Origin of the sequence: Methylobacterium sp. WL69 (assembly GCF_008039485.1) — a bacterium.
In the GTDB taxonomy this organism is placed as follows: Bacteria; Pseudomonadota; Alphaproteobacteria; order Rhizobiales; family Beijerinckiaceae; genus Methylobacterium.
The window spans coordinates 17,906-38,734 of sequence record NZ_VRUZ01000027.1 but is presented as its reverse complement, the minus strand read 5'-3'; the positions used below and the strand labels follow the sequence as shown (position 1 = coordinate 38,734).

The 20,829-nt window shown below is 66.3% G+C and carries 20 protein-coding genes; all 20 read left to right on the top strand.

Going from position 1 to position 20,829, the window contains the following annotated elements; translation table 11 throughout:
* The first annotated feature begins 85 nt into the window (after positions 1-85).
* The 20 genes from rpoB to FV218_RS10050 all read left to right on the top strand — a co-directional run bounded on the left by rpoB (position 86) and on the right by FV218_RS10050 (position 20,669).
* On the top strand, positions 86-4,210 hold the full coding sequence (gene rpoB, locus FV218_RS10145; RefSeq protein ID WP_056092078.1) for a DNA-directed RNA polymerase subunit beta: 4,125 nt from the start codon (positions 86-88) through the stop codon (positions 4,208-4,210).
* A gap of 173 nt (positions 4,211-4,383) precedes the next feature.
* Positions 4,384-8,592, top strand: a complete 4,209-nt coding sequence (gene rpoC / locus FV218_RS10140) for a DNA-directed RNA polymerase subunit beta' (protein WP_056092081.1) — start codon at positions 4,384-4,386, stop codon at positions 8,590-8,592.
* Positions 8,593-8,703: 111 nt separating this feature from the next.
* Positions 8,704-9,906 carry a helix-turn-helix transcriptional regulator gene (locus FV218_RS10135; protein ID WP_147709612.1) on the top strand — a complete coding sequence of 401 codons (1,203 nt, stop codon included), beginning with the start codon at positions 8,704-8,706 and terminating at the stop codon, positions 9,904-9,906.
* A gap of 314 nt (positions 9,907-10,220) precedes the next feature.
* The gene (gene rpsL / locus FV218_RS10130; RefSeq protein ID WP_018044234.1) at positions 10,221-10,592 is read left to right on the top strand and encodes a 30S ribosomal protein S12; all 372 of its coding nucleotides are present in this window, start codon (positions 10,221-10,223) and stop codon (positions 10,590-10,592) included.
* Between the two features lie 117 nt (positions 10,593-10,709).
* The gene (gene rpsG, locus FV218_RS10125) at positions 10,710-11,180 is read left to right on the top strand and encodes a 30S ribosomal protein S7 (protein WP_018044233.1); all 471 of its coding nucleotides are present in this window, start codon (positions 10,710-10,712) and stop codon (positions 11,178-11,180) included.
* A gap of 30 nt (positions 11,181-11,210) precedes the next feature.
* Positions 11,211-13,286, top strand: a complete 2,076-nt coding sequence (gene fusA, locus FV218_RS10120) for an elongation factor G (RefSeq protein ID WP_056092087.1) — start codon at positions 11,211-11,213, stop codon at positions 13,284-13,286.
* Positions 13,287-13,350: 64 nt separating this feature from the next.
* On the top strand, positions 13,351-14,541 hold the full coding sequence (tuf, locus tag FV218_RS10115) for an elongation factor Tu (protein ID WP_147709611.1): 1,191 nt from the start codon (positions 13,351-13,353) through the stop codon (positions 14,539-14,541).
* An 88-nt stretch (positions 14,542-14,629) separates the two neighbouring features.
* A complete protein-coding gene (gene rpsJ, locus FV218_RS10110; protein ID WP_018044230.1) occupies positions 14,630-14,938 on the top strand; it encodes a 30S ribosomal protein S10 in 309 nt (102 codons plus the stop codon).
* Between the two features lie 50 nt (positions 14,939-14,988).
* Positions 14,989-15,726 (top strand): 50S ribosomal protein L3, encoded by a 738-nt coding sequence (gene rplC, locus FV218_RS10105; protein WP_056091572.1) that lies wholly within the window; start codon positions 14,989-14,991, stop codon positions 15,724-15,726.
* Entirely contained in the window at positions 15,726-16,346 is a 621-nt protein-coding gene (gene rplD / locus FV218_RS10100) for a 50S ribosomal protein L4 (RefSeq protein WP_056091573.1), read from the top strand. The genes rplC and rplD overlap by 1 nt, the downstream gene beginning before the upstream one ends.
* Positions 16,343-16,639, top strand: coding sequence for a 50S ribosomal protein L23 (locus FV218_RS10095; protein WP_056091577.1), 297 nt, complete (start codon positions 16,343-16,345; stop codon positions 16,637-16,639). The genes rplD and FV218_RS10095 overlap by 4 nt, the downstream gene beginning before the upstream one ends.
* Before the next feature lie 27 nt (positions 16,640-16,666).
* On the top strand, positions 16,667-17,503 hold the full coding sequence (gene rplB / locus FV218_RS10090) for a 50S ribosomal protein L2 (protein WP_056091580.1): 837 nt from the start codon (positions 16,667-16,669) through the stop codon (positions 17,501-17,503).
* 5 nt (positions 17,504-17,508) lie between these two features.
* Entirely contained in the window at positions 17,509-17,787 is a 279-nt protein-coding gene (gene rpsS, locus FV218_RS10085) for a 30S ribosomal protein S19 (RefSeq protein WP_056091583.1), read from the top strand.
* Positions 17,788-17,789: 2 nt separating this feature from the next.
* Entirely contained in the window at positions 17,790-18,176 is a 387-nt protein-coding gene (rplV, locus tag FV218_RS10080; RefSeq protein WP_056091586.1) for a 50S ribosomal protein L22, read from the top strand.
* A 10-nt stretch (positions 18,177-18,186) separates the two neighbouring features.
* On the top strand, positions 18,187-18,927 hold the full coding sequence (rpsC, locus tag FV218_RS10075) for a 30S ribosomal protein S3 (RefSeq protein ID WP_055949284.1): 741 nt from the start codon (positions 18,187-18,189) through the stop codon (positions 18,925-18,927).
* Between the two features lie 48 nt (positions 18,928-18,975).
* Positions 18,976-19,389 (top strand): 50S ribosomal protein L16, encoded by a 414-nt coding sequence (gene rplP, locus FV218_RS10070; RefSeq protein ID WP_056091591.1) that lies wholly within the window; start codon positions 18,976-18,978, stop codon positions 19,387-19,389.
* Between the two features lie 12 nt (positions 19,390-19,401).
* Positions 19,402-19,617 (top strand): 50S ribosomal protein L29, encoded by a 216-nt coding sequence (gene rpmC / locus FV218_RS10065; protein WP_056091594.1) that lies wholly within the window; start codon positions 19,402-19,404, stop codon positions 19,615-19,617.
* 10 nt (positions 19,618-19,627) lie between these two features.
* Complete coding sequence (gene rpsQ, locus FV218_RS10060) at positions 19,628-19,888, top strand: 30S ribosomal protein S17 (protein ID WP_056091596.1); 261 nt, start codon at positions 19,628-19,630, stop codon at positions 19,886-19,888.
* A gap of 159 nt (positions 19,889-20,047) precedes the next feature.
* The gene (locus FV218_RS10055) at positions 20,048-20,338 is read left to right on the top strand and encodes a type II toxin-antitoxin system RelE/ParE family toxin (protein WP_147709610.1); all 291 of its coding nucleotides are present in this window, start codon (positions 20,048-20,050) and stop codon (positions 20,336-20,338) included.
* 10 nt (positions 20,339-20,348) lie between these two features.
* Positions 20,349-20,669, top strand: a complete 321-nt coding sequence (locus FV218_RS10050; protein ID WP_147709609.1) for an addiction module antidote protein — start codon at positions 20,349-20,351, stop codon at positions 20,667-20,669.
* Positions 20,670-20,829 lie beyond the last annotated feature (160 nt).

The following is a 20,829-nucleotide window of genomic DNA, read 5'->3' as shown; positions in this document are numbered from 1 at the left end:
GGCGGGGCGCGTCCATCGCCTGGTCGCGGGAGGCACGAGCCTTCCCCGGGCATCCGGTACGCGGGACGTAGGAGCGAGGTCACCCATGGCCAACACGCTGGTCGGTCGCAAGCGCATTCGCAAATTCTTCGGCAAGATCAAGGAAGTCGCCGAGATGCCGAACCTCATCGAGGTTCAGAAGGCATCCTACGACCAGTTCCTGATGATGGACGAGCCGGAAGGCGGGCGGGGCGACGAAGGCCTGCAGACCGTGTTCAAGTCGGTGTTCCCGATCTCCGACTTCTCGGCCACGGCCCTGCTCGAATTCGTGAAGTACACGTTCGAGCAGCCGAAATACGACGTCGACGAGTGCCGCCAGCGCGGCATCACCTACGCGGCCCCCCTCAAGGTGACGCTCCGCCTCATCGTGTTCGACGTCGATCCCGACACCGGCGCCAAGTCGGTCAAGGACATCAAGGAGCAGGACGTCTACATGGGCGACATGCCCCTGATGACGGAGAACGGCACCTTCATCGTCAACGGCACCGAGCGCGTCATCGTCTCGCAGATGCACCGTTCGCCGGGCGTGTTCTTCGATCACGACAAGGGCAAGACGCATTCGAGCGGGAAGCTGCTCTTCGCGGCGCGCATCATCCCGTATCGCGGCTCCTGGCTCGACGTCGAGTTCGACGCCAAGGACATCGTCCACGTCCGCATCGACCGCAAGCGCAAGCTGCCGGTGACCTCCCTGCTGTTCGCCCTCGGGCTCGACGGCGAGGAAATCCTGTCGACGTTCTACAACCGCGTCATGTACGACCGTGACGGCGCCGAGTGGCGCGTGCCGTATGACGCCGACCGCCTGAAGGGCTTCAAGGCCTCCGTCGATCTCATCGACGCGGAGTCCGGCGAGGTCGTGCTCGAGGCCGGCAAGAAGCTCAACGCCCGCAACGCCCGGCAGATCGCCGAGCGCGGCGTGAACTTCCTCAAGGCCACGGACGAGGACCTCATCGGCCAGTACATCGCCGAGGACCTGGTCAACGCCAAGACCGGCGAGATCTGGGCCGAGGCCGGCGACGAGATCTCCGACAAGCTCCTGAAGAGCCTCGAAGAGGTGGGCATCACCGAGCTGCCCGTGCTCGACATCGATCACATCAACGTCGGTCCCTATATCCGCAACACGCTCGCCGTGGACAAGAACTCCGCCCGCGAGGGCGCGCTGTTCGACATCTACCGCGTCATGCGTCCCGGCGAGCCGCCGACGCTCGATACGGCGGAGGCGATGTTCCACTCGCTGTTCTTCGATTCGGAGCGCTACGACCTCTCGGCCGTCGGCCGCGTGAAGATGAACATGCGCCTCGACCTCGACGCCGAGGACACCGTGCGGACCCTGCGCCGCGAGGACATGCTCGCCGTGGTGAAGGCCCTCGTGGATCTCCGCGACGGCAAGGGCGAGATCGACGACATCGATCACCTCGGCAACCGCCGCGTGCGCTCCGTCGGCGAGCTCATGGAGAACCAGTACCGCCTCGGCCTGCTCCGCATGGAGCGCGCCATCAAGGAGCGGATGTCCTCCGTCGACATCGACACGGTGATGCCGCAGGACCTGATCAACGCGAAGCCGGCCGCCGCGGCCGTGCGCGAGTTCTTCGGCTCGTCGCAGCTGTCGCAGTTCATGGATCAGACCAACCCGCTCTCGGAGGTCACCCACAAGCGCCGCCTCTCGGCGCTCGGCCCCGGCGGTCTGACCCGCGAGCGCGCCGGCTTCGAGGTGCGCGACGTGCACCCGACCCACTATGGCCGCATCTGCCCCATCGAGACCCCGGAAGGCCCGAACATCGGCCTCATCAACTCCCTGGCGACCTTCGCCCGCGTGAACAAGTACGGCTTCATCGAGACCCCGTTCCGCAAGGTGAAGGACGGCGTCGTCACCACGGACGTCGCCTACCTGTCGGCCATGGAGGAGGCGAAGTACTACGTCGCCCAGGCCAACGCCCAGATGGACGAGGCCTTCAAGCTGACGGAGGACCTCGTGGTCTGCCGCCGCGCCGGTGACGTCATCGTCGTGCCGCCGGACCGCGTCGATCTCATGGATGTGTCGCCGAAGCAGCTCGTCTCCGTGGCCGCCGCGCTCATCCCGTTCCTCGAGAACGACGACGCGAACCGCGCCCTCATGGGCTCGAACATGCAGCGCCAGGCGGTGCCCCTGGTCCGCGCCGACGCGCCCTTCGTCGGCACCGGCATGGAGGCCGTCGTCGCCCGCGATTCCGGTGCCGCCATCGCGGCGCGCCGCTCGGGCATCGTCGATCAGGTGGACGCCACCCGTATCGTCATCCGCGCCACGGAAGAGGCCGACGCCAACAAGCCCGGCGTCGACATCTACCGCCTCCAGAAATTCCAGCGCTCGAACCAGTCGACCTGCATCACGCAGAAGCCCCTGGTCCGCGTCGGCGAGCAGGTCAAGAAAGGCGAGATCATCGCCGACGGCCCGTCGACGGAGTTCGGCGAGCTGGCCCTCGGCCGGAACGTGCTCGTCGCGTTCATGCCGTGGAACGGCTACAACTTCGAGGATTCGATCCTGCTCTCCGAGCGGATCGTGAAGGATGACGTGTTCACCTCGATCCACATCGAGGAGTTCGAGGTGATGGCCCGGGACACCAAGCTCGGTCCGGAAGAGATCACCCGCGACATCCCCAACGTCTCCGAAGAGGCCCTGAAGAACCTCGACGAGGCCGGCATCGTCTACATCGGTGCCGAGGTCCACGCCGGCGACATCCTGTGCGGCAAGATCACCCCGAAGGGCGAGAGCCCGATGACGCCGGAGGAGAAGCTCCTGCGCGCCATCTTCGGCGAGAAGGCGTCGGACGTCCGCGATACGTCGCTCCGGGTACCCCCGGGCGTGACGGGCACCATCGTCGAGGTCCGGGTGTTCAACCGCCACGGCGTCGACAAGGACGAGCGCGCCCAGGCCATCGAGCGCGAGGAGATCGAGCGCCTCGCCAAGGATCGCGACGACGAGCAGGCGATCCTCGACCGCAACACCTACGCCCGCCTCTCCGGCGTGCTCATCGGTCAGGCGCCCATCGCCGGTCCGAAGGGCTTCCGGAAGGACACGGTGCTCAACCGCGAGGGTCTCTCCGAGTACCCGCGCTCCCAGTGGTGGCAGTTCGCCGTCATCGACGACCGTCTCATGACCGAGATGGAAGCGATGCAGAAGCAGTACGACGAGTCGAAGAAGCGCCTCGAGCAGCGCTTCCTCGACAAGGTCGAGAAGCTGCAGCGCGGTGACGAGCTGCCCCCCGGCGTCATGAAGATGGTCAAGGTCTTCGTCGCGGTGAAGCGCAAGATCCAGCCGGGCGACAAGATGGCCGGCCGCCACGGCAACAAGGGCGTGGTGTCGCGCATCGTGCCCATCGAGGACATGCCGTTCCTCGAGGACGGCACCCATGCCGACATCGTGCTGAACCCCCTCGGCGTGCCCTCGCGCATGAACGTCGGTCAGATCCTGGAGACCCACCTGGGCTGGGCCGCGGCCGGACTCGGCCGCAAGGTCGGGCTCGCCGTGGACGCCTATCTCCGCAGCAACGACATCGCCCCCCTCAAGGCGGAGATGGAGGCGATCTACTCGCCGTCGGAGCTCGAAGGCCTGTCGGACGAGGACATGGCGGAGGCGGCCAACAACGTGCGCCGCGGCGTGCCGATGGCCACCCCGGTGTTCAACGGCGCCAAGGAAGCCGACATCGAGCAGATGCTGGAAATGGCCGGTCTCGACCGGTCGGCCCAGTCGACCCTCTATGACGGCCGCACGGGTGAGCCCTTCGACCGCAAGGTCACCATGGGCTACATCTACATGCTGAAGCTGCACCACCTCGTGGACGACAAGATCCACGCCCGGTCCATCGGCCCGTACTCCCTCGTCACCCAGCAGCCCCTGGGCGGCAAGGCGCAGTTCGGCGGTCAGCGCTTCGGCGAGATGGAGGTGTGGGCCCTCGAAGCCTACGGCGCCGCCTACACCCTGCAGGAGATGCTGACGGTGAAGTCGGACGACGTCGCCGGCCGCACCAAGGTGTACGAGGCCATCGTGCGCGGCGACGACACCTTCGAGGCGGGCATCCCCGAGTCGTTCAACGTGCTCGTCAAGGAGATGCGCTCCCTCGGCCTCAACGTGGAGCTCACCTCCTCGAAGAAGTCGGCCAACGACCAGATCGAGCCGCCCGCCGAGGCGGCCGAGTAACCACCGCACCACGCTCCCGCGCCGGCTCTTTTGCCGGCGCGGTCCGAGCGGGGAGGGGAAGCGCCTCCCGGATGATGACGGCCAGCGGCGACTGAGACAGTCGCGGCGCCGACCAGTTTTCAGCACGCGGTGGCCCCTCGGCGGAGGGGCGCCCCGTCAGCAGGAGTCGATCCATGAACCAAGAGGTCATGAATCTTTTCAACCAGCAGGCTCAGCCCCAGAGCTTCGACCAGATCAAGATTTCGATCTCGTCGCCGGAGAAGATCCTCTCGTGGTCTTTCGGCGAGATCAAGAAGCCCGAGACGATCAACTACCGCACGTTCAAGCCCGAGCGCGACGGCCTGTTCTGTGCGCGAATCTTCGGGCCCATCAAGGACTACGAGTGCCTGTGCGGCAAGTACAAGCGCATGAAGTACAAGGGCGTCATCTGTGAGAAGTGCGGCGTCGAGGTCACCCTCGCGCGCGTGCGGCGCGACCGCATGGGCCACATCGAACTCGCCGCCCCCGTCGCCCACATCTGGTTCCTGAAGTCGCTGCCGTCCCGCATCGGCCTCCTGCTCGACATGGCCCTCAAGGACCTCGAGCGGATCCTGTACTTCGAGTCCTACGTCACCATCGAGCCGGGCCTCACCCCCCTCAAGGAGCGTCAGCTCCTGTCGGAGGAGGAATACCTGCGCGCCCAGGAGGAGTACGGCGAGGACAGCTTCACCGCCATGATCGGCGCCGAGGCCATCCGGCGCATTCTCCAGGAGCTCGACCTCGACGGCATCGCCGATTCGCTGCGTGAAGAGATCGCCACCACGACCTCCGAGCTCAAGCCGAAGAAGCTGCTCAAGCGCCTGAAGATCATCGAGGCCTTCCAGATGTCGGGCAACAAGCCCGAGTGGATGATCCTCACCGTGGTCCCCGTCATCCCGCCGGACCTGCGCCCCCTCGTTCCGCTCGACGGCGGCCGCTTCGCCACGTCCGATCTCAACGACCTCTACCGCCGCGTCATCAACCGCAACAACCGCCTCAAGCGGCTGATCGAGCTGCGGGCCCCCGACATCATCATCCGCAACGAGAAGCGCATGCTTCAGGAAGCGGTCGATGCCCTGTTCGACAACGGCCGCCGCGGCCGCGTCATCACGGGCGCCAACAAGCGTCCGCTGAAGTCGCTCGCCGACATGCTCAAGGGCAAGCAGGGCCGGTTCCGCCAGAACCTGCTCGGCAAGCGCGTCGACTATTCGGGCCGTTCGGTCATCGTGGTCGGCCCCGAGCTGAAGCTGCACCAGTGCGGCCTGCCGAAGAAGATGGCGCTGGAGCTGTTCAAGCCGTTCATCTACGCGCGCCTCGACGCCAAGGGTTTTTCCGCGACGGTGAAGCAGGCGAAGAAGCTCGTCGAGAAGGAGAAGCCCGAGGTCTGGGACATCCTCGACGAGGTGATCCGCGAGCACCCGGTGATGCTCAACCGCGCGCCGACGCTGCACCGCCTCGGCATCCAGGCGTTCGAGCCCAAGCTCATCGAGGGCAAGGCGATCCAGCTCCACCCGCTGGTCTGCGCCGCGTTCAACGCCGACTTCGACGGCGATCAGATGGCCGTGCACGTCCCCCTGAGCCTGGAGGCTCAGTTGGAGGCGCGCGTGCTGATGATGTCGACGAACAACATCCTGCACCCCGCCAACGGCCTGCCGATCATCGTGCCCTCGCAGGACATCGTCCTCGGCCTGTACTACCTCTCCATCGTCGCCGAGGGCGCCATCGGCGCGTTCGATCCGACGAGCAAGACCAACCCGATGCAGGGCGTGTTCGGCAACGTCGGCGAGCTCGAGCACGCGCTCGCGGCCAAGACCGTCAAGCTCCACACCAAGATCCGCTGGCGCTGGAACGGCATCGGTCCCGATGGCGAACCCCTGACCAAGACCTACGACACCACTCCGGGCCGCGTGATCCTGTCCGGCGCCCTGCCGCTGCACAAGAACGTCCCCTTCGACGTCGTCAACAAGCTGATGACCAAGAAGGAGATCTCGTCGATGATCGACACCGTCTACCGCCACTGCGGTCAGAAGGAGTCGGTGATCTTCTGTGATCGCATCATGGCGCTCGGCTTCAACCACGCGTTCAAGGCCGGCATCTCGTTCGGCAAGGACGACATGGTGGTGCCCGACAACAAGTGGCCCATCGTCGACGACACCCGTGCCCTGGTGAAGGACTACGAGCAGCAGTACAACGACGGCCTGATCACCCAGGGCGAGAAGTACAACAAGGTGGTCGACGCCTGGGCCAAGTGCTCGGACAAGCTCGCCGCCGAGATGATGCTGCGCATCTCCACGGTGCAGAAGGACGAGAACGGCGCCGACAAGCAGATCAACTCGATCTACATGATGAGCCATTCCGGTGCCCGTGGTTCGCCGGCGCAGATGAAGCAGCTCGCCGCCATGCGCGGCCTCATGGCCAAGCCCTCGGGCGAGATCATCGAGACGCCGATCATCTCGAACTTCAAGGAAGGCCTCGACGTGCTCGAGTACTTTAACTCGACCCACGGCGCCCGTAAGGGCTTGGCTGACACCGCGCTGAAGACCGCGAACTCCGGCTACCTGACCCGCCGTCTCGTCGACGTCGCCCAGGACGCGGTCATCCGCGAGGTGGATTGCGGCTCGACCTCGGGCATCCGCATGCGCGCCATCGTCGATGCCGGCCAGGTCGTGGCCCCGCTCTCCATCCGCATCCTCGGCCGCGCCACGGCGGAGGACCTCGTCGCCCAGGACGGCACGGTCATCGTCAAGACCAACGAGACCATCGAGGAGAAGCACCTGCCGGCCATCCAGGCGGCGGGCATCCAGGAGGTGAAGATCCGTTCGGTGCTGGTGTGCCAGACCCGCAGCGGCGTCTGCGCCACCTGCTACGGGCGCGATCTCGCCCGCGGCACCCCCGTCAACATGGGCGAGGCCGTCGGCGTCATCGCGGCCCAGTCCATCGGCGAGCCGGGCACCCAGCTCACCATGCGCACCTTCCACATCGGCGGTGCGGCGCAGATCGCCGATTCGTCGTTCATCGAGTCGAGCTTCGAGGGCACCATCAAGATCCGCAACCGGGCGCTCGCCCGGAACACGGACGGCGACCTCATCGCCACGGGCCGCAACGTCGCCGTGGTCATCGTCGGGTCTGACGGCTCCGAGCGCGCGGTGCACCGCCTGCAATACGGCGCCAAGCTGCGGGTGGACGAGGGCGACAAGGTCAAGCGCGGCCAGCGCGTGGCCGAATGGGACCCCTACACCCGTCCGATCATCACCGAGACGGACGGCATCGTCGCCTACGAGGACCTCATCGACGGTCAGTCCATCACGGAGACCACCGACGAGTCGACGGGCATCGCCAAGCGCGTGGTCATCGACTGGCGCGGCACCGCCCGCACCGCCGACCTCAAGCCGGCGATGCTGGTGCTCGACGCCGACGGCAAGCCGATGAAGCTGCCGCGCGGCTCCGACGCCCGCTACTTCCTGCCCGTCGACGCCATCATCGGCTACGATCCGGGCGGGCGGGTGAAGGCGGGCGACATCCTCGCCCGCGTCTCCACCGACTCGGCCAAGACCCGCGACATCACCGGCGGTCTGCCGCGGGTGGCGGAGCTGTTCGAGGCCCGTCGGCCCAAGGATGCGGCGATCATCGCCGAGAAGTCCGGCACCATCCAGTTCGGACGCGACTACAAGAACAAGCGTCGCCTGACCCTGACCCCGCACGACGGCTCGGACGCCGTCGAGTACCTCATCCCCAAGGGCAAGCACATCCACCTGCAGGACGGGGACGTGGTGGAGCTCGGCGACTACATCGTCGACGGCAACCCGGCGCCGCACGACATCCTGGCGATCAAGGGCGTGGAGGAGCTCGCCGCCTACCTCGTCAACGAGATCCAGGAAGTCTACCGGCTCCAGGGCGTGGCCATCAACGACAAGCACATCGAGGTCATCGTCCGGCAGATGCTGCAGAAGGTCGAGATCACCGATGGCGGCGATTCGGACATCCTCACGGGTGACCAGATCGACCGGACGGAGCTCGCCGACATGAACGAGAAGCTGCTCGCCGAGGGCAAGAAGCCCATCGTCGGCGTGCCCGTGCTGCTCGGCATCACCAAGGCGTCGCTGCAGACGAAGTCGTTCATCTCGGCGGCCTCGTTCCAGGAGACCACCCGCGTCCTCACGGAGGCGGCCGTCAACGGCAAGATCGACTACCTCGAGGGCCTGAAGGAGAACGTCATCGTCGGCTCGCTCATCCCGGCCGGCACGGGCTCCATGGCGGCCGACATCCGCGCCGTGGCGCGGCGTCGCGACGCCATGATCCTCCAGCAGAAGGCCGCCGAGAGCGGCGCCAAGCCCCTCGCCGAGCTGCCGCCCGCCGCCGAGTGACCCCGGGAGTCCATCGGACACCGACGCGCAATCCGAAAAGGCCGCCGCAGGGCGGCCTTTTCCTTATCCGGCGCCGTGCCATACTCAGGCCCTGACCCGGGAATGCCGACGATGCCGAGCCACGCCGACGAGGACCTCGTCGATCAGATCTACGAAGCGGCCCTGATCCCCGACCTGTGGCCGGCGGTGCTCGGGCAGATGGCCGGGAGGACGGGCAGCATCGGCGCCATGCTGTTCGTGACCAACCACCAGGCGGTGTCGCGGTGGACGGCGTGCGAGGGGGCCGCCCCCATCGTCACGGACTGGATCCGCGAAGGCTGGCCGGCCCGCAACACCCGCCCGGCGCGGATGTTCGCCGAGAAGCGGGCCGGCTGGGTCACCGAAGCCGAAATCTACACCCCCGAGGAACTCCTGCGCGAACCCGACTATCTCGGGTTCTACCACCCGCGCGGCCTCGGCCACGCCGCCGGAACCGGCATCTTCCTGCCGAGCGGCGATCTCGGCGTGTTCGACATCCAGCGGGCCCGTGCCGCCGGCCCCATCGGTCCGGCCGGCAAGGCGTTCCTCGACAGGCTCCGGCCCCACCTCGGCCGCGCCGCCCTCATGGCCGCGCGCCTGGAGCTGGAGCGCATCCGCGCGAGCGTCGCCCTGCTGGCGACCATCGGACTGCCGGCGGCCGTCCTCACCGTGAGCGGGCGCGTGGTGGCGGCCAACGCCCTCCTGGACGCCCTCCAGGGCCAGGTGATCCCCCGCGCCTTCGGCCGCCTCGGCTTCCACGAGCCCGCCGCCGACGCCCTTCTCCAGGCGGTCCTCTCGCGAAAGGACCCGGCCGCCGGCGGCTCGTCGATCCCGCTCCCGGCCCTGGACGAACGGCCGCCCGCCGTCGCCCACGTCCTTCCCATGCGCGGCATGGCGCGCGATCTCTTCGCCAATGCCCACACCCTCGTGGTCGTCACCCCGCTCACGGGCGGCGCCGCACCGGATGCCGACCTCCTCGGCGGCCTGTTCGACCTCACGCCCGCGGAGGCCCGCGTCGCCCGCGGTCTGGCCGAGGGCCGGACCCTCGATCACATCGCGGCCGCGGCCGGAACCTCCCTCGCCACGGTGCGGACCCAGCTCCGGCACGTGATGGGCAAGACCGGGACATCCCGCCAGGCCGAAATCGTCGCCCTCCTCGCCGGGGCCCGGGGATTCGCCGCCCGGGCGGAGGCCGCCCCCCCGCCCACCGACGCGGCGAAAGGGCAGGGGACCGGCCCGATCCCGACTGCGAAAACCAGGAGCGCGAAACCAACGGCTTCCTTACACAAGGGTTGACGGCGGGCGAATCCACCTCTATCAGGCCCTCATTGAACGGCTGGCCGTAGGCAGCATCTGATCCACGAGCGTCTCGCTCGGATCCAAGCTTCCTAAACGCATCCGACTTCAACAGACGAACACGTGTCAGCCCGGCATGATCGCTTGCTTCGATGCAGGTGATCCTCTGCTTGCAACGGCGCGCCAAAGGCTGAAATCAGCCTGGGGCGCGGTTTTGCGTTTCATCGCACAGCGCGTGCGGCGACGGGGCGGGCCAAACGAGATTTGGATTTCGACGGTCGCCGACGCAGGCGACGCGTTTCGAGAGGATTGGCATGCCGACGATCAACCAGCTGATCGCTCAGCCGCGCAAGGCGCAGAAGAGCCGCAACAAGGTGCCGGCGCTCGACGCCTGCCCGCAGAAGCGTGGCGTCTGCACCCGCGTCTACACGACGACGCCCAAGAAGCCGAACTCGGCGCTCCGCAAGGTCGCCAAGGTTCGTCTGACCAATGGCTTCGAAGTCATCGGTTACATCCCGGGCGAGGGTCACAACCTTCAGGAGCACTCCGTGGTGATGATCCGCGGCGGCCGCGTGAAGGATCTTCCCGGCGTTCGCTACCACATCCTGCGCGGCGTGCTCGACACGCAGGGCGTCAAGGGTCGTAAGCAGCGCCGCTCCAAGTACGGCGCCAAGCGTCCGAAATAAGAACTGCGTCCGAAGTAAGCTATTCGCGCACCCCGCAAGGATGTCGCCGGCCCCGATGGGCTCAAGGCGGCCTGCGCGGGGTGGTTTCAAGATCTTAGATTATAGACGGAGCGAGCGATGTCCCGCCGCCATTCTGCCGAGAAGCGCGAAATCATCCCGGACGCCAAGTACGGCGATATCGTCCTGACCAAGTTCATGAATTCGATCATGTACGAGGGCAAGAAGTCCATCGCCGAGGGGATCGTCTACGGCGCGTTCGACATCGTCGAGAACCGCGCCCGTGCCAACCCCATCGAGGTGTTCCGCGCCGCCCTCGAGAACGTGGCCCCGGCCATCGAGGTCCGCTCCCGCCGCGTCGGCGGCGCGACCTACCAGGTCCCCGTCGAGGTGCGCACCGAGCGCCGCCAGGCGCTGGCCATCCGTTGGCTGATCCAGGCCGCCCGCGGCCGCAACGACCGCACCATGGTCGAGCGCCTCTCGGCCGAACTCCTCGACGCCGCCAACAACCGCGGCAACGCCGTGAAGAAGCGGGAAGACACGCACCGGATGGCGGAAGCCAACCGCGCCTTCTCGCACTACCGCTGGTAAGCGGACCCGGACCCTTTCAGGAGCAATCCGATGCCCCGCACGCACGCGATCGAGGACTACCGCAACTTCGGCATCATGGCTCACATCGATGCCGGCAAGACCACGACCACCGAGCGGATCCTCTACTACACCGGCAAGTCCCATAAGATCGGCGAAGTCCATGACGGCGCCGCGACGATGGATTGGATGACGCAGGAGCAGGAGCGTGGCATCACGATCACCTCCGCGGCGACCACCTGCTTCTGGCGCGACAAGCGCCTGAACATCATCGATACCCCCGGCCACGTGGATTTCACCATCGAAGTGGAGCGCTCGCTCCGCGTCCTCGACGGCGCCGTGTGCGTGCTCGACGGCAACCAGGGCGTCGAGCCCCAGACCGAGACCGTCTGGCGCCAAGCCGACAAGTACGACGTGCCGCGCGTCGTGTTCGTCAACAAGATGGACAAGATCGGCGCCGACTTCTTCAAGTGCGTGGCCGACATCATCGACCGCGTCGCCGGCAAGCCGGTGTGCCTGCAGCTGCCCATCGGCGCCGAGACCTCGTTCAAGGGCGTCATCGACCTGATCAAGATGAAGGCCATCGTCTGGACCTCGGAGAAGCTCGGCGCCGAGTTCGCCGAGACCGAGATCCCCGACGATCTCGCCGAGCAGGCTGCGGAGTACCGCATCAAGCTCGTCGAGGCCTGCGTCGAGATGGACGACGATGCCATGGCGGCCTACCTCGACGGCGTCGAGCCCGATGTCGCGACCATGCACCGCCTCGTGCGCACCGCCGTCCAGCGTCGCGCCTTCCACCCGGTGCTGTGCGGTTCGGCCTTCAAGAACAAGGGCGTGCAGCCCCTGCTCGACGCCGTGGTCGAGTACCTGCCGTCCCCCGCCGATCGCGGCGAGATCAAGGGCATCGACTTCAAGACCGAGGAAGAGACCGTCCGGCACCCGTCCGACAGCGATCCCTTCTCCATGCTCGCCTTCAAGATCATGGACGATCCGCACGTCGGCACGATCACGTTCTGCCGGGTCTACTCGGGCAAGACCGAGTCCGGCGCCAACGTCATCAACTCGTCGCGCGACAAGAAGGAGCGTGTCGGCCGCATGCTTCTCATGCACGCCAACAACCGCGAGGACGTCAAGGAAGCCTTCACGGGCGACATCGTCGCCCTGGCCGGCCTCAAGGACACCCGCACGGGCGACACCCTCTGCGATCCGCAGAAGGCCGTGATCCTCGAGAAGATGGAGTTCCCCGAGCCCGTCATCGAGATCGCCGTCGAGCCGAAGTCCAAGGCCGATCAGGAGAAGCTCGGCATCGCGCTGGCCAAGCTCGCCGCCGAGGACCCCTCGTTCCGGGTCTCGACGGATCAGGAGTCGGGCCAGACCATCCTTCGCGGGATGGGCGAGCTCCACCTCGACATCAAGGTCGATATCCTGCGCCGCACCTACATGGTCGACGCGAATATCGGCCAGCCGCAGGTCGCGTACCGTGAGAAACTCACGAAGCGCACCGAGATCGACTACACCCACAAGAAGCAGACCGGCGGTACCGGTCAGTTCGCCCGGGTGAAGTTCGTCGTGGAGCCCAACGAGCCCGGCAAGGGCTTCGAGTTCTCCTCGAAGATCATCGGCGGCACGGTGCCCAAGGAGTACATCCCGGGCGTCGAGAAGGGCCTCAACTCGGTGCTCGGCGCCGGTATCCTTGCGGGCTTCCCCGTGGTGGACATCAAGGTCGAGCTCATCGACGGCGCCTACCACGACGTCGATTCGTCGGCCCTGGCCTTCGAGATCGCGTCGCGGGCAGCCCTCCGTGAAGCCCTCCAGAAGGGTGGATCGGTCCTGCTCGAGCCGGTGATGAAGGTCGAGGTCGTCTCGCCGGAAGAGTATACCGGTTCGGTGATCGGCGATCTGAACTCCCGTCGCGGCCAGATCCAGGGCCAGGACATGCGCGGCAACGCGAACGTCATCAACGCGATGGTGCCGCTCGCCAACATGTTCGGCTACGTGAACCAGCTGCGCTCCTTCTCCCAGGGACGCGCCAACTTCACGATGCAGTTCGACCATTACGAAGAGGTGCCGCGCGGCGAGGCCGAGAAGGTCGTCGCGAAGTACGCTTAAGGCTTCCCGCCTTTTCCGGACCGCAGCAGCATCACCTGAAACACTGAGATAGACGGAGGCTACGATGGCCAAAGAGAAATTCGCTCGTACGAAGCCGCACTGCAACATCGGCACGATCGGTCACGTGGACCACGGCAAGACGTCGCTGACGGCGGCGATCACGAAGGTCCTGGCCGAGACGGGCGGGGCGACGTTCACGGCCTACGACCAGATCGACAAGGCGCCGGAGGAGAAGGCCCGCGGCATCACCATCTCGACGGCCCACGTCGAGTACGAGACCGCCAACCGCCACTACGCCCACGTCGACTGCCCCGGCCACGCCGACTACGTGAAGAACATGATCACGGGTGCCGCCCAGATGGACGGCGCGATCCTGGTGGTGTCGGCTGCCGACGGCCCGATGCCGCAGACCCGCGAGCACATCCTGCTCGCCCGCCAGGTCGGCGTGCCGGCCCTCGTCGTGTTCCTCAACAAGGTCGACCTCGTCGACGACGAGGAGCTCCTCGAGCTCGTCGAGATGGAGGTGCGCGAGCTCCTCTCCAAGTACGACTTCCCCGGCGACGACATCCCGATCACCAAGGGTTCGGCCAAGGTCGCCCTCGACAACGGCGACGCCAAGGTCGGCCACGACGCCGTCATCGCCCTGATGAAGACCGTGGACGACTACATCCCGCAGCCGGAGCGTCCCATCGACAAGCCGTTCCTGATGCCCATCGAGGACGTGTTCTCGATCTCGGGCCGCGGCACGGTGGTGACGGGTCGCGTCGAGCGCGGCATCGTCAAGGTCGGCGAGACCGTGGAGATCGTCGGCATCCGCGACACCCAGACCACCACGGTCACGGGCGTCGAGATGTTCCGCAAGCTCCTCGACCAGGGCCAGGCCGGCGACAACGTCGGCGTGCTCCTGCGCGGCACCAAGCGCGAGGACGTCGAGCGCGGCCAGGTCGTGTGCAAGCCCGGCTCGGTCAAGCCCCACACCAAGTTCAAGGCCGAGGCCTACATCCTCACCAAGGAAGAGGGCGGCCGCCACACCCCGTTCTTCACCAACTACCGCCCGCAATTCTACTTCCGCACCACGGACGTGACCGGCGTGTGCGTCCTCCCCGAGGGCACCGAGATGGTGATGCCGGGCGACAGCGTGACCATGGACGTCACCCTCATCGTGCCCGTCGCCATGGAAGAGAAGCTGCGCTTCGCCATCCGTGAAGGCGGACGCACCGTCGGCGCCGGCGTCGTCGCCGCCATCAACGAGTAGTCTTCCGTCAACGGTCACGTCTGCAGGGAACGACAGAGGGGCGGGTCCTCGCGCCCGCCCCATCCTCGTCCCGCCAAGGTTTCAGGTCATGAACGGTCAGAATATTCGCATCCGCCTCAAGGCGTTCGATCATCGGATTCTCGATGCATCGACCCGCGAGATCGTCTCGACGGCCAAGCGCACCGGCGCCACCATCCGTGGTCCGATCCCGCTGCCGACGCATATCGAGAAGTTCACCGTCAACCGCTCGCCGCACATCGACAAGAAGTCGCGCGAGCAGTTCGAGATGCGCACCCACAAGCGCGTCCTCGATATCGTCGATCCGACGCCGCAGACCGTGGACGCGCTGATGAAGCTCGACCTCGCCGCCGGCGTGGACGTGGAGATCAAGCTCTAAGTCCCGCGGGGATTTAGAGCTTACCGTAAATCGCGCGAGGGGAGACACCTATGCGCTCAGGCGTCATCGCACAGAAGGTCGGCATGACCCGCATCTTTACGGATGCAGGCGAACATGTCCCGGTCACAGTGCTTAAAATCGATCAATGCCAGGTGGTTGCCCACCGTACCGTCGAGAAGAACGGCTACGTCGCCCTTCAGGTCGGCGTCGGCAAGGCCAAGGTGAAGAACGTGTCGGCTGCCGAGCGCGGCCGGTTCGCGGTCGCCAAGGTCGAGCCCAAGCAGAAGCTCGCCGAGTTCCGCGTGTCCGAGGACAAGCTGATCCCGGTCGGCGCTGAGATCACCGCCGATCACTTCATCCCGGGCCAGTTCGTCGACGTGACGGGCACCACCACGGGTAAGGGGTTCGCCGGCGGCATGAAGCGCTGGAACTTCGGCGGTCTGCGCGCCACCCACGGCGTGTCCGTGTCGCACCGCTCCATCGGTTCGACCGGCGGCCGTCAGGACCCGGGCAAGACCTTCAAGAACAAGAAGATGCCCGGTCACATGGGTGTCGATCGGGTCACGACCCAGAACCTGCGCGTCGTCCGCACGGACGTCGAGCGCGGCCTGATCCTGGTCGAAGGTGCGGTTCCCGGCGTCGCCGGCGGCTGGATCCAGATCCGCGACGCGGTGAAGCGCAAGCTCCCCGCGGACGTTCCGCAGCCTGGCAAGTTCCGTGAGCTGGGCGCCGCGCCCGTCTCCGACGCCCCGGCTCCCGAGGCTCCCGCTTCCGAGGAGAACGCGTGATGAAGCTCGATATCACCACCCTCGACGGCGCTGGAGCCGGTTCCGTCGAGCTCGACGAGACCATCTTCGGCCTCGAGCCCCGCGTGGACCTGCTGCAGCGCATGGTGCGTTGGCAGCTCGCCAAGCGCCAGGCCGGCACCCATGCGGTCAAGAACCGCTCGGACGTCAACCGGACCCGCAAGAAGCTGTACAAGCAGAAGGGTACCGGCAACGCCCGTCACGGCGCCGCCTCCGCTCCGCAGTTCCGCGGCGGTGGTAGGGCCTTCGGTCCGGTCGTGCGCTCCCATGCCCACGACCTGCCCAAGAAGGTCCGCGCGCTCGCCCTCAAGCACGCCCTGTCGGCGAAGGTGAAGGACTCCACCCTCATCGTCATCGACGACGTGAAGCTCGAGGACGGCAAGACCAAGAACCTCGCCGCCCGCTTCGAGAAAATGGGTCTGTCGAGCGCGCTGTTCATCAGCGGGTCCGAGGTCGACGTAAACTTCGGTCGCGCCGCCCGGAACATCCCGATGATCGACGTGCTTCCGATCCAGGGCATCAACGTCTACGACATCCTGCGCCGCGACAAGCTCGTGCTGACGCGCGCAGCGATCGATGCGCTGGAGGCGCGTTTCAAATGAGTGCCGATCCGCGCCACTACGACATCATCGTCTCCCCGGTCATCACCGAGAAGGCGACGAACCTCACCGAACAGAACAAGGTCGTTTTCCGGGTTGCCCCGAAGGCGACGAAACCGCAGATCAAGGAAGCGGTCGAGAAGCTGTTCGACGTCAAGGTGACGGGCGTGAACACGCTCGTGACCAAGGGCAAGAAGAAGATTTTCCGCGGGCTTCGCGGACAGCGTTCGGACGTGAAAAAAGCGATCGTGACCCTCGCCGAGGGTGAAACGATCGATGTCACGACCGGCCTCTGAGACAAGTCGGGTTAAGGATTACCACCGATGGCCTTGAAGACATTCAAACCGGTCACGCCGAGCCTTCGCCAGCTCGTGCTCGTCGACCGCCGTGAGCTCTACAAGGGCAAGCCGGTCAAGAAGCTCACCGAGGGCAAGTCGTCGTCCGGCGGCCGCAACAACCTCGGCCGCATCACCGTCCGCTTCCGCGGCGGCGGTCACAAGCGCACCCTGCGCAATGTCGACTTCAAGCGTCGCATGCAGATGGGCGTGAGCGCCACCGTCGAGCGGATCGAGTACGATCCGAACCGCACGGCGTTCATCGCGCTGATCGCGTTCCCGGACGGCACGCAGAGCTACATCATCGCGCCCCAGCGTCTGTCGCCGGGTGACAAGGTGATCGCGGCCGAGCAGGTCGACATCAAGCCGGGCAATGCCGGTCCCGTCGGCAACATGCCCGTCGGCACCATCGTGCACAATGTCGAGCTGAAGATCGGCAAGGGCGGCGCCATCGCCCGCTCCGCCGGCAACTACGCCCAGATCGTCGGGCGCGACCAGGGTTACGTCACCCTGCGCCTGAACTCGGGCGAGCAGCGCCTGGTCCACGGTCAGTGCTTCGCCAGCGTCGGCGCGGTGTCGAACCCGGACCACATGAACATCTCGCTCGGCAAGGCGGGCCGCAATCGCTGGCTCGGCAAGCGCCCGCACGTCCGCGGCGTCGCCATGAACCCGGTCGATCACCCGCACGGCGGCGGTGAGGGACGCACCTCGGGCGGCCGTAACCCGGTCACCCCCTGGGGCGTTCCCACGAAGGGGAAGAAGACCCGCTCGAACAAGCGGACCGACGTCTTCATCCTGTCCAGCCGTCACAACCGCAAGAAGTAACCATCATGGCACGCTCGCTCTGGAAGGGGCCGTTCATCGACGGCTACCTCCTCAAGAAGGCTGAGACCGCGCGCGGATCCAGCCGCAACGAAGTCATCAAGATCTGGAGCCGCCGCTCCACGATCCTGCCGCAGTTCGTCGGGCTCACCTTCGGTGTGCACAACGGGCAGAAGCACATCCCGGTCTACGTGTCCGAGGAAATGGTCGGCCACAAGTTCGGCGAGTTCTCGCCGACGCGGACCTTCCACGGTCACGCGGCCGACAAGAAGTCGAAGAGGCGCTGAACATGGGCAAGCCCGCCACTCCCCGCGCGCTCCCCGAGAACGAGGCTCAGGCCGTCGCGCGCATGCTGCGCGTCAGCCCGCAGAAGCTCAATCTCGTCGCGCAGCTCATTCGCGGCAAGAAGGTCGAGTCGGCCCTCGCCGATCTCGAATTCTCCCGCAAGCGGATCGCCCGCGAGGTCAAGAAGTGCCTCGAGAGCGCCATCGCCAACGCCGAGAACAACCACAATCTGGACGTCGATGACCTCATCGTCGCCCAGGCGTTCGTCGGCAAGGCCCTCGTGCTCAAGCGCTTCCACGCTCGGGCCCGCGGCCGCGGCGCCCGCATCCTGAAGCCCTTCGCGAACCTCACCATCGTGGTGCGCGAAGTCCCGACCGCCGAAGCGGCGTGAGGAGGACCTGATGGGCCAGAAAGTCAATCCGATCGGTCTGCGGCTCGGTATCAACCGGACCTGGGACTCCCGCTGGTTCGCCCAGAAGGGTGAATACGCCAAGCTCATGCACGAGGACGTCGCCATCCGCGCCGCCCTCATGAAGCAGCTCAAGCAGGCTGCCGTCTCGAAGATCGTCATCGAGCGTCCGCACCGGAAGTGCCGCGTCACCATCCACTCGGGTCGTCCGGGCGTGGTGATCGGCAAGAAGGGCGCGGACATCGAGAAGCTGCGCAAGCTCGTCGGCACCCTGACCAAGGCCGACGTGACCATCAACATCGTCGAGGTGCGCAAGCCCGAGATCGACGCCACCCTGGTGGCCGACTCGATCGCCCAGCAGCTCGAGCGCCGTGTCGCCTTCCGTCGCGCCATGAAGCGCGCCGTGCAGTCGGCCATGCGCCTCGGCGCCGAGGGCATCCGGATCAACTGCTCCGGTCGTCTCGGCGGTGCCGAGATCGCCCGTCAGGAGTGGTACCGCGAGGGCCGCGTGCCCCTGCATACCCTCCGGGCCGATGTCGATTACGGTGTCGCCACCGCCTTCACGACCTACGGGACGTGCGGGATCAAGGTCTGGGTGTTCAAGGGCGAGATCCTCGAGCACGACCCGATGGCACAGGATAAGAAGGCGCAGGAAGAGGGTGGCCGTTCGGGCGGCCGTCGCGAGCGCGATGGCGAGGGTGGCCGCGAGCGCGGCCGGCGCGAGCACGCCTGACGGCGTGTTCGTGACCCCGTCGCCCTAGAAAGGTGTTGAGAGGCTGCCATGTTGCAACCCAAGAAGACCAGGTTCCGTAAGCAGTTCAAGGGTCGCATCCACGGTGCGGCCAAGGGCGGCTTCGACCTCAACTTCGGGACCTTCGGCCTGAAGGCCATCGAACCCGAGCGCATCACCGCGCGGCAGATCGAGGCGGCCCGCCGCGCGATCACCCGCGAGATGAAGCGCCAGGGCCGCGTCTGGATTCGGATCTTTCCGGACGTTCCGGTCACGGCCAAGCCCACCGAAGTCCGCATGGGCTCCGGTAAGGGTGCTCCCGAATTCTGGGCTGCCCGCGTGCATCCCGGTCGTATCATGTTCGAAGTCGACGGCGTGGCCGAAGACGTCGCGAAGGAGGCCCTGCGCCTCGGCGCGGCCAAGCTTCCGATCCGCACGCGCGTCGTTCAGCGCATCGCTGACTGAGGGGAGGGGATCATGAAGTCGTCACAGAGACAGTCGGATCTCGCCGCCCTGTCGCCCGATCAGCTGACCGACGAGTTGCTCAGCCTGAAGAAGGAGCAGTTCAACCTGCGCTTCCAGGGCGCCACCGGCCAGCTCGAGAACGTCGCGCGCGTCCGTGAAGTCCGCCGCGATATCGCCCGCGTCCGTACGCTCCAGCGTCAGAAGACGCTGAAGTCCGCGCAGGCCTGAGGAGTACACCATGCCGAAGCGCGTATTGCAGGGCGTCGTCGTCAGCGACAAGGGCGAGAAGACCATCGTCGTGAAGGTGGAGCGTCGCTTCACCCACCCGGTGATGAAGAAGACCGTCCGTCGCTCGAAGAACTACCACGCCCACGACGAGACCAACGTCGCCAAGGTCGGCCAGACCGTGTCGATCGAGGAGTGCCGTCCGTTCTCGAAGACCAAGACCTGGCAGCTGGTCTCCGGCGCCACGTCGGAGGCTCCCGCCGCCGAGGCGTGAGCGTTCCAACTGGACCAACCTTGAGAAACGGGCGCAGGATTCTGCGCCCGTTTTTTTTGTGTTTGACGGCAGCTCGGTTCGATGTCGCCATGCCCCCCGTCGTAGGTTGAGACGGGCCCTGCATCTGGCAGATCCGTAATCCATGGATTACATTTCACCATGCGGATCGAGAAGACCGACGAGTTCGACCGATGGATTCGAGGTCTGCGGGACTTGGCCGGACGGCTCCGTATCCTGCAGCGGATCGACCGGCTGGCGCACGGCAATCCCGGGCGTGTCGAGCCTGTCGGCAGCGGTGTGAGCGAGATGAAGATCAACGTTGGTCCGGGCTACCGAGTTTACTTCATCGAGCGTTCCAAGGGCCGGATCGTGGTTCTGCTCTGTGGCGGGGACAAGGATTCCCAGGTCCGCGACGTCGCCCGGGCCAAGGCTCTGGCGGCGAACCTTTGAGGAGGCCACCATGCACGAGACCCCCATCGCAACGACGGGAACGACGGCCTTCGACGTGGCCGACTATCTCGATACGCCCGAGGCGGCGGCGGCCTACCTCGCTTTGGCCCTGGAGGATGGCGACGCGACCGAGTTCCGGCGGGCTCTCGGCGTCGTTGCGCGATCACGCAGCATGACGGCCGTGGCGCGCGATGCGGGTCTGTCTCGCGAAGGGCTCTACAAGGCCCTATCCGAGGAGGGTAATCCGAGCCTCGATACGGTCTTCCGCGCCCTGGGGGCGTTGCAGATCAGATTGACGGCGGTTCCCGTTGCGGCTCCGGACGCCGCCTAGCACGCCGACGCCGTGCCGTACTCCCGTGTGGCGCGCCTCGGTGGCCTTCTGGCGAAACGGGGTGGGCGTCGGCGAGGAGGGCGGGGATTCGAAACGGAAGAAGCGGCGCGCTTCTTCCCTGTCGGTCTCGCGCTGGCGTGCACCGTCGACGTGTCGGCTG

Coding starts and splice junctions, on each gene's coding strand:
- rpoB (WP_056092078.1), top strand. CDS start 86: ATGGCCAACACGCTGGTCGGTCGCAAGCGCATTCGCAAATTCTTCGGC.
- rpoC (WP_056092081.1), top strand. CDS start 4,384: ATGAACCAAGAGGTCATGAATCTTTTCAACCAGCAGGCTCAGCCCCAG.
- FV218_RS10135 (WP_147709612.1), top strand. CDS start 8,704: ATGCCGAGCCACGCCGACGAGGACCTCGTCGATCAGATCTACGAAGCG.
- rpsL (WP_018044234.1), top strand. CDS start 10,221: ATGCCGACGATCAACCAGCTGATCGCTCAGCCGCGCAAGGCGCAGAAG.
- rpsG (WP_018044233.1), top strand. CDS start 10,710: ATGTCCCGCCGCCATTCTGCCGAGAAGCGCGAAATCATCCCGGACGCC.
- fusA (WP_056092087.1), top strand. CDS start 11,211: ATGCCCCGCACGCACGCGATCGAGGACTACCGCAACTTCGGCATCATG.
- tuf (WP_147709611.1), top strand. CDS start 13,351: ATGGCCAAAGAGAAATTCGCTCGTACGAAGCCGCACTGCAACATCGGC.
- rpsJ (WP_018044230.1), top strand. CDS start 14,630: ATGAACGGTCAGAATATTCGCATCCGCCTCAAGGCGTTCGATCATCGG.
- rplC (WP_056091572.1), top strand. CDS start 14,989: ATGCGCTCAGGCGTCATCGCACAGAAGGTCGGCATGACCCGCATCTTT.
- rplD (WP_056091573.1), top strand. CDS start 15,726: ATGAAGCTCGATATCACCACCCTCGACGGCGCTGGAGCCGGTTCCGTC.
- FV218_RS10095 (WP_056091577.1), top strand. CDS start 16,343: ATGAGTGCCGATCCGCGCCACTACGACATCATCGTCTCCCCGGTCATC.
- rplB (WP_056091580.1), top strand. CDS start 16,667: ATGGCCTTGAAGACATTCAAACCGGTCACGCCGAGCCTTCGCCAGCTC.
- rpsS (WP_056091583.1), top strand. CDS start 17,509: ATGGCACGCTCGCTCTGGAAGGGGCCGTTCATCGACGGCTACCTCCTC.
- rplV (WP_056091586.1), top strand. CDS start 17,790: ATGGGCAAGCCCGCCACTCCCCGCGCGCTCCCCGAGAACGAGGCTCAG.
- rpsC (WP_055949284.1), top strand. CDS start 18,187: ATGGGCCAGAAAGTCAATCCGATCGGTCTGCGGCTCGGTATCAACCGG.
- rplP (WP_056091591.1), top strand. CDS start 18,976: ATGTTGCAACCCAAGAAGACCAGGTTCCGTAAGCAGTTCAAGGGTCGC.
- rpmC (WP_056091594.1), top strand. CDS start 19,402: ATGAAGTCGTCACAGAGACAGTCGGATCTCGCCGCCCTGTCGCCCGAT.
- rpsQ (WP_056091596.1), top strand. CDS start 19,628: ATGCCGAAGCGCGTATTGCAGGGCGTCGTCGTCAGCGACAAGGGCGAG.
- FV218_RS10055 (WP_147709610.1), top strand. CDS start 20,048: ATGCGGATCGAGAAGACCGACGAGTTCGACCGATGGATTCGAGGTCTG.
- FV218_RS10050 (WP_147709609.1), top strand. CDS start 20,349: ATGCACGAGACCCCCATCGCAACGACGGGAACGACGGCCTTCGACGTG.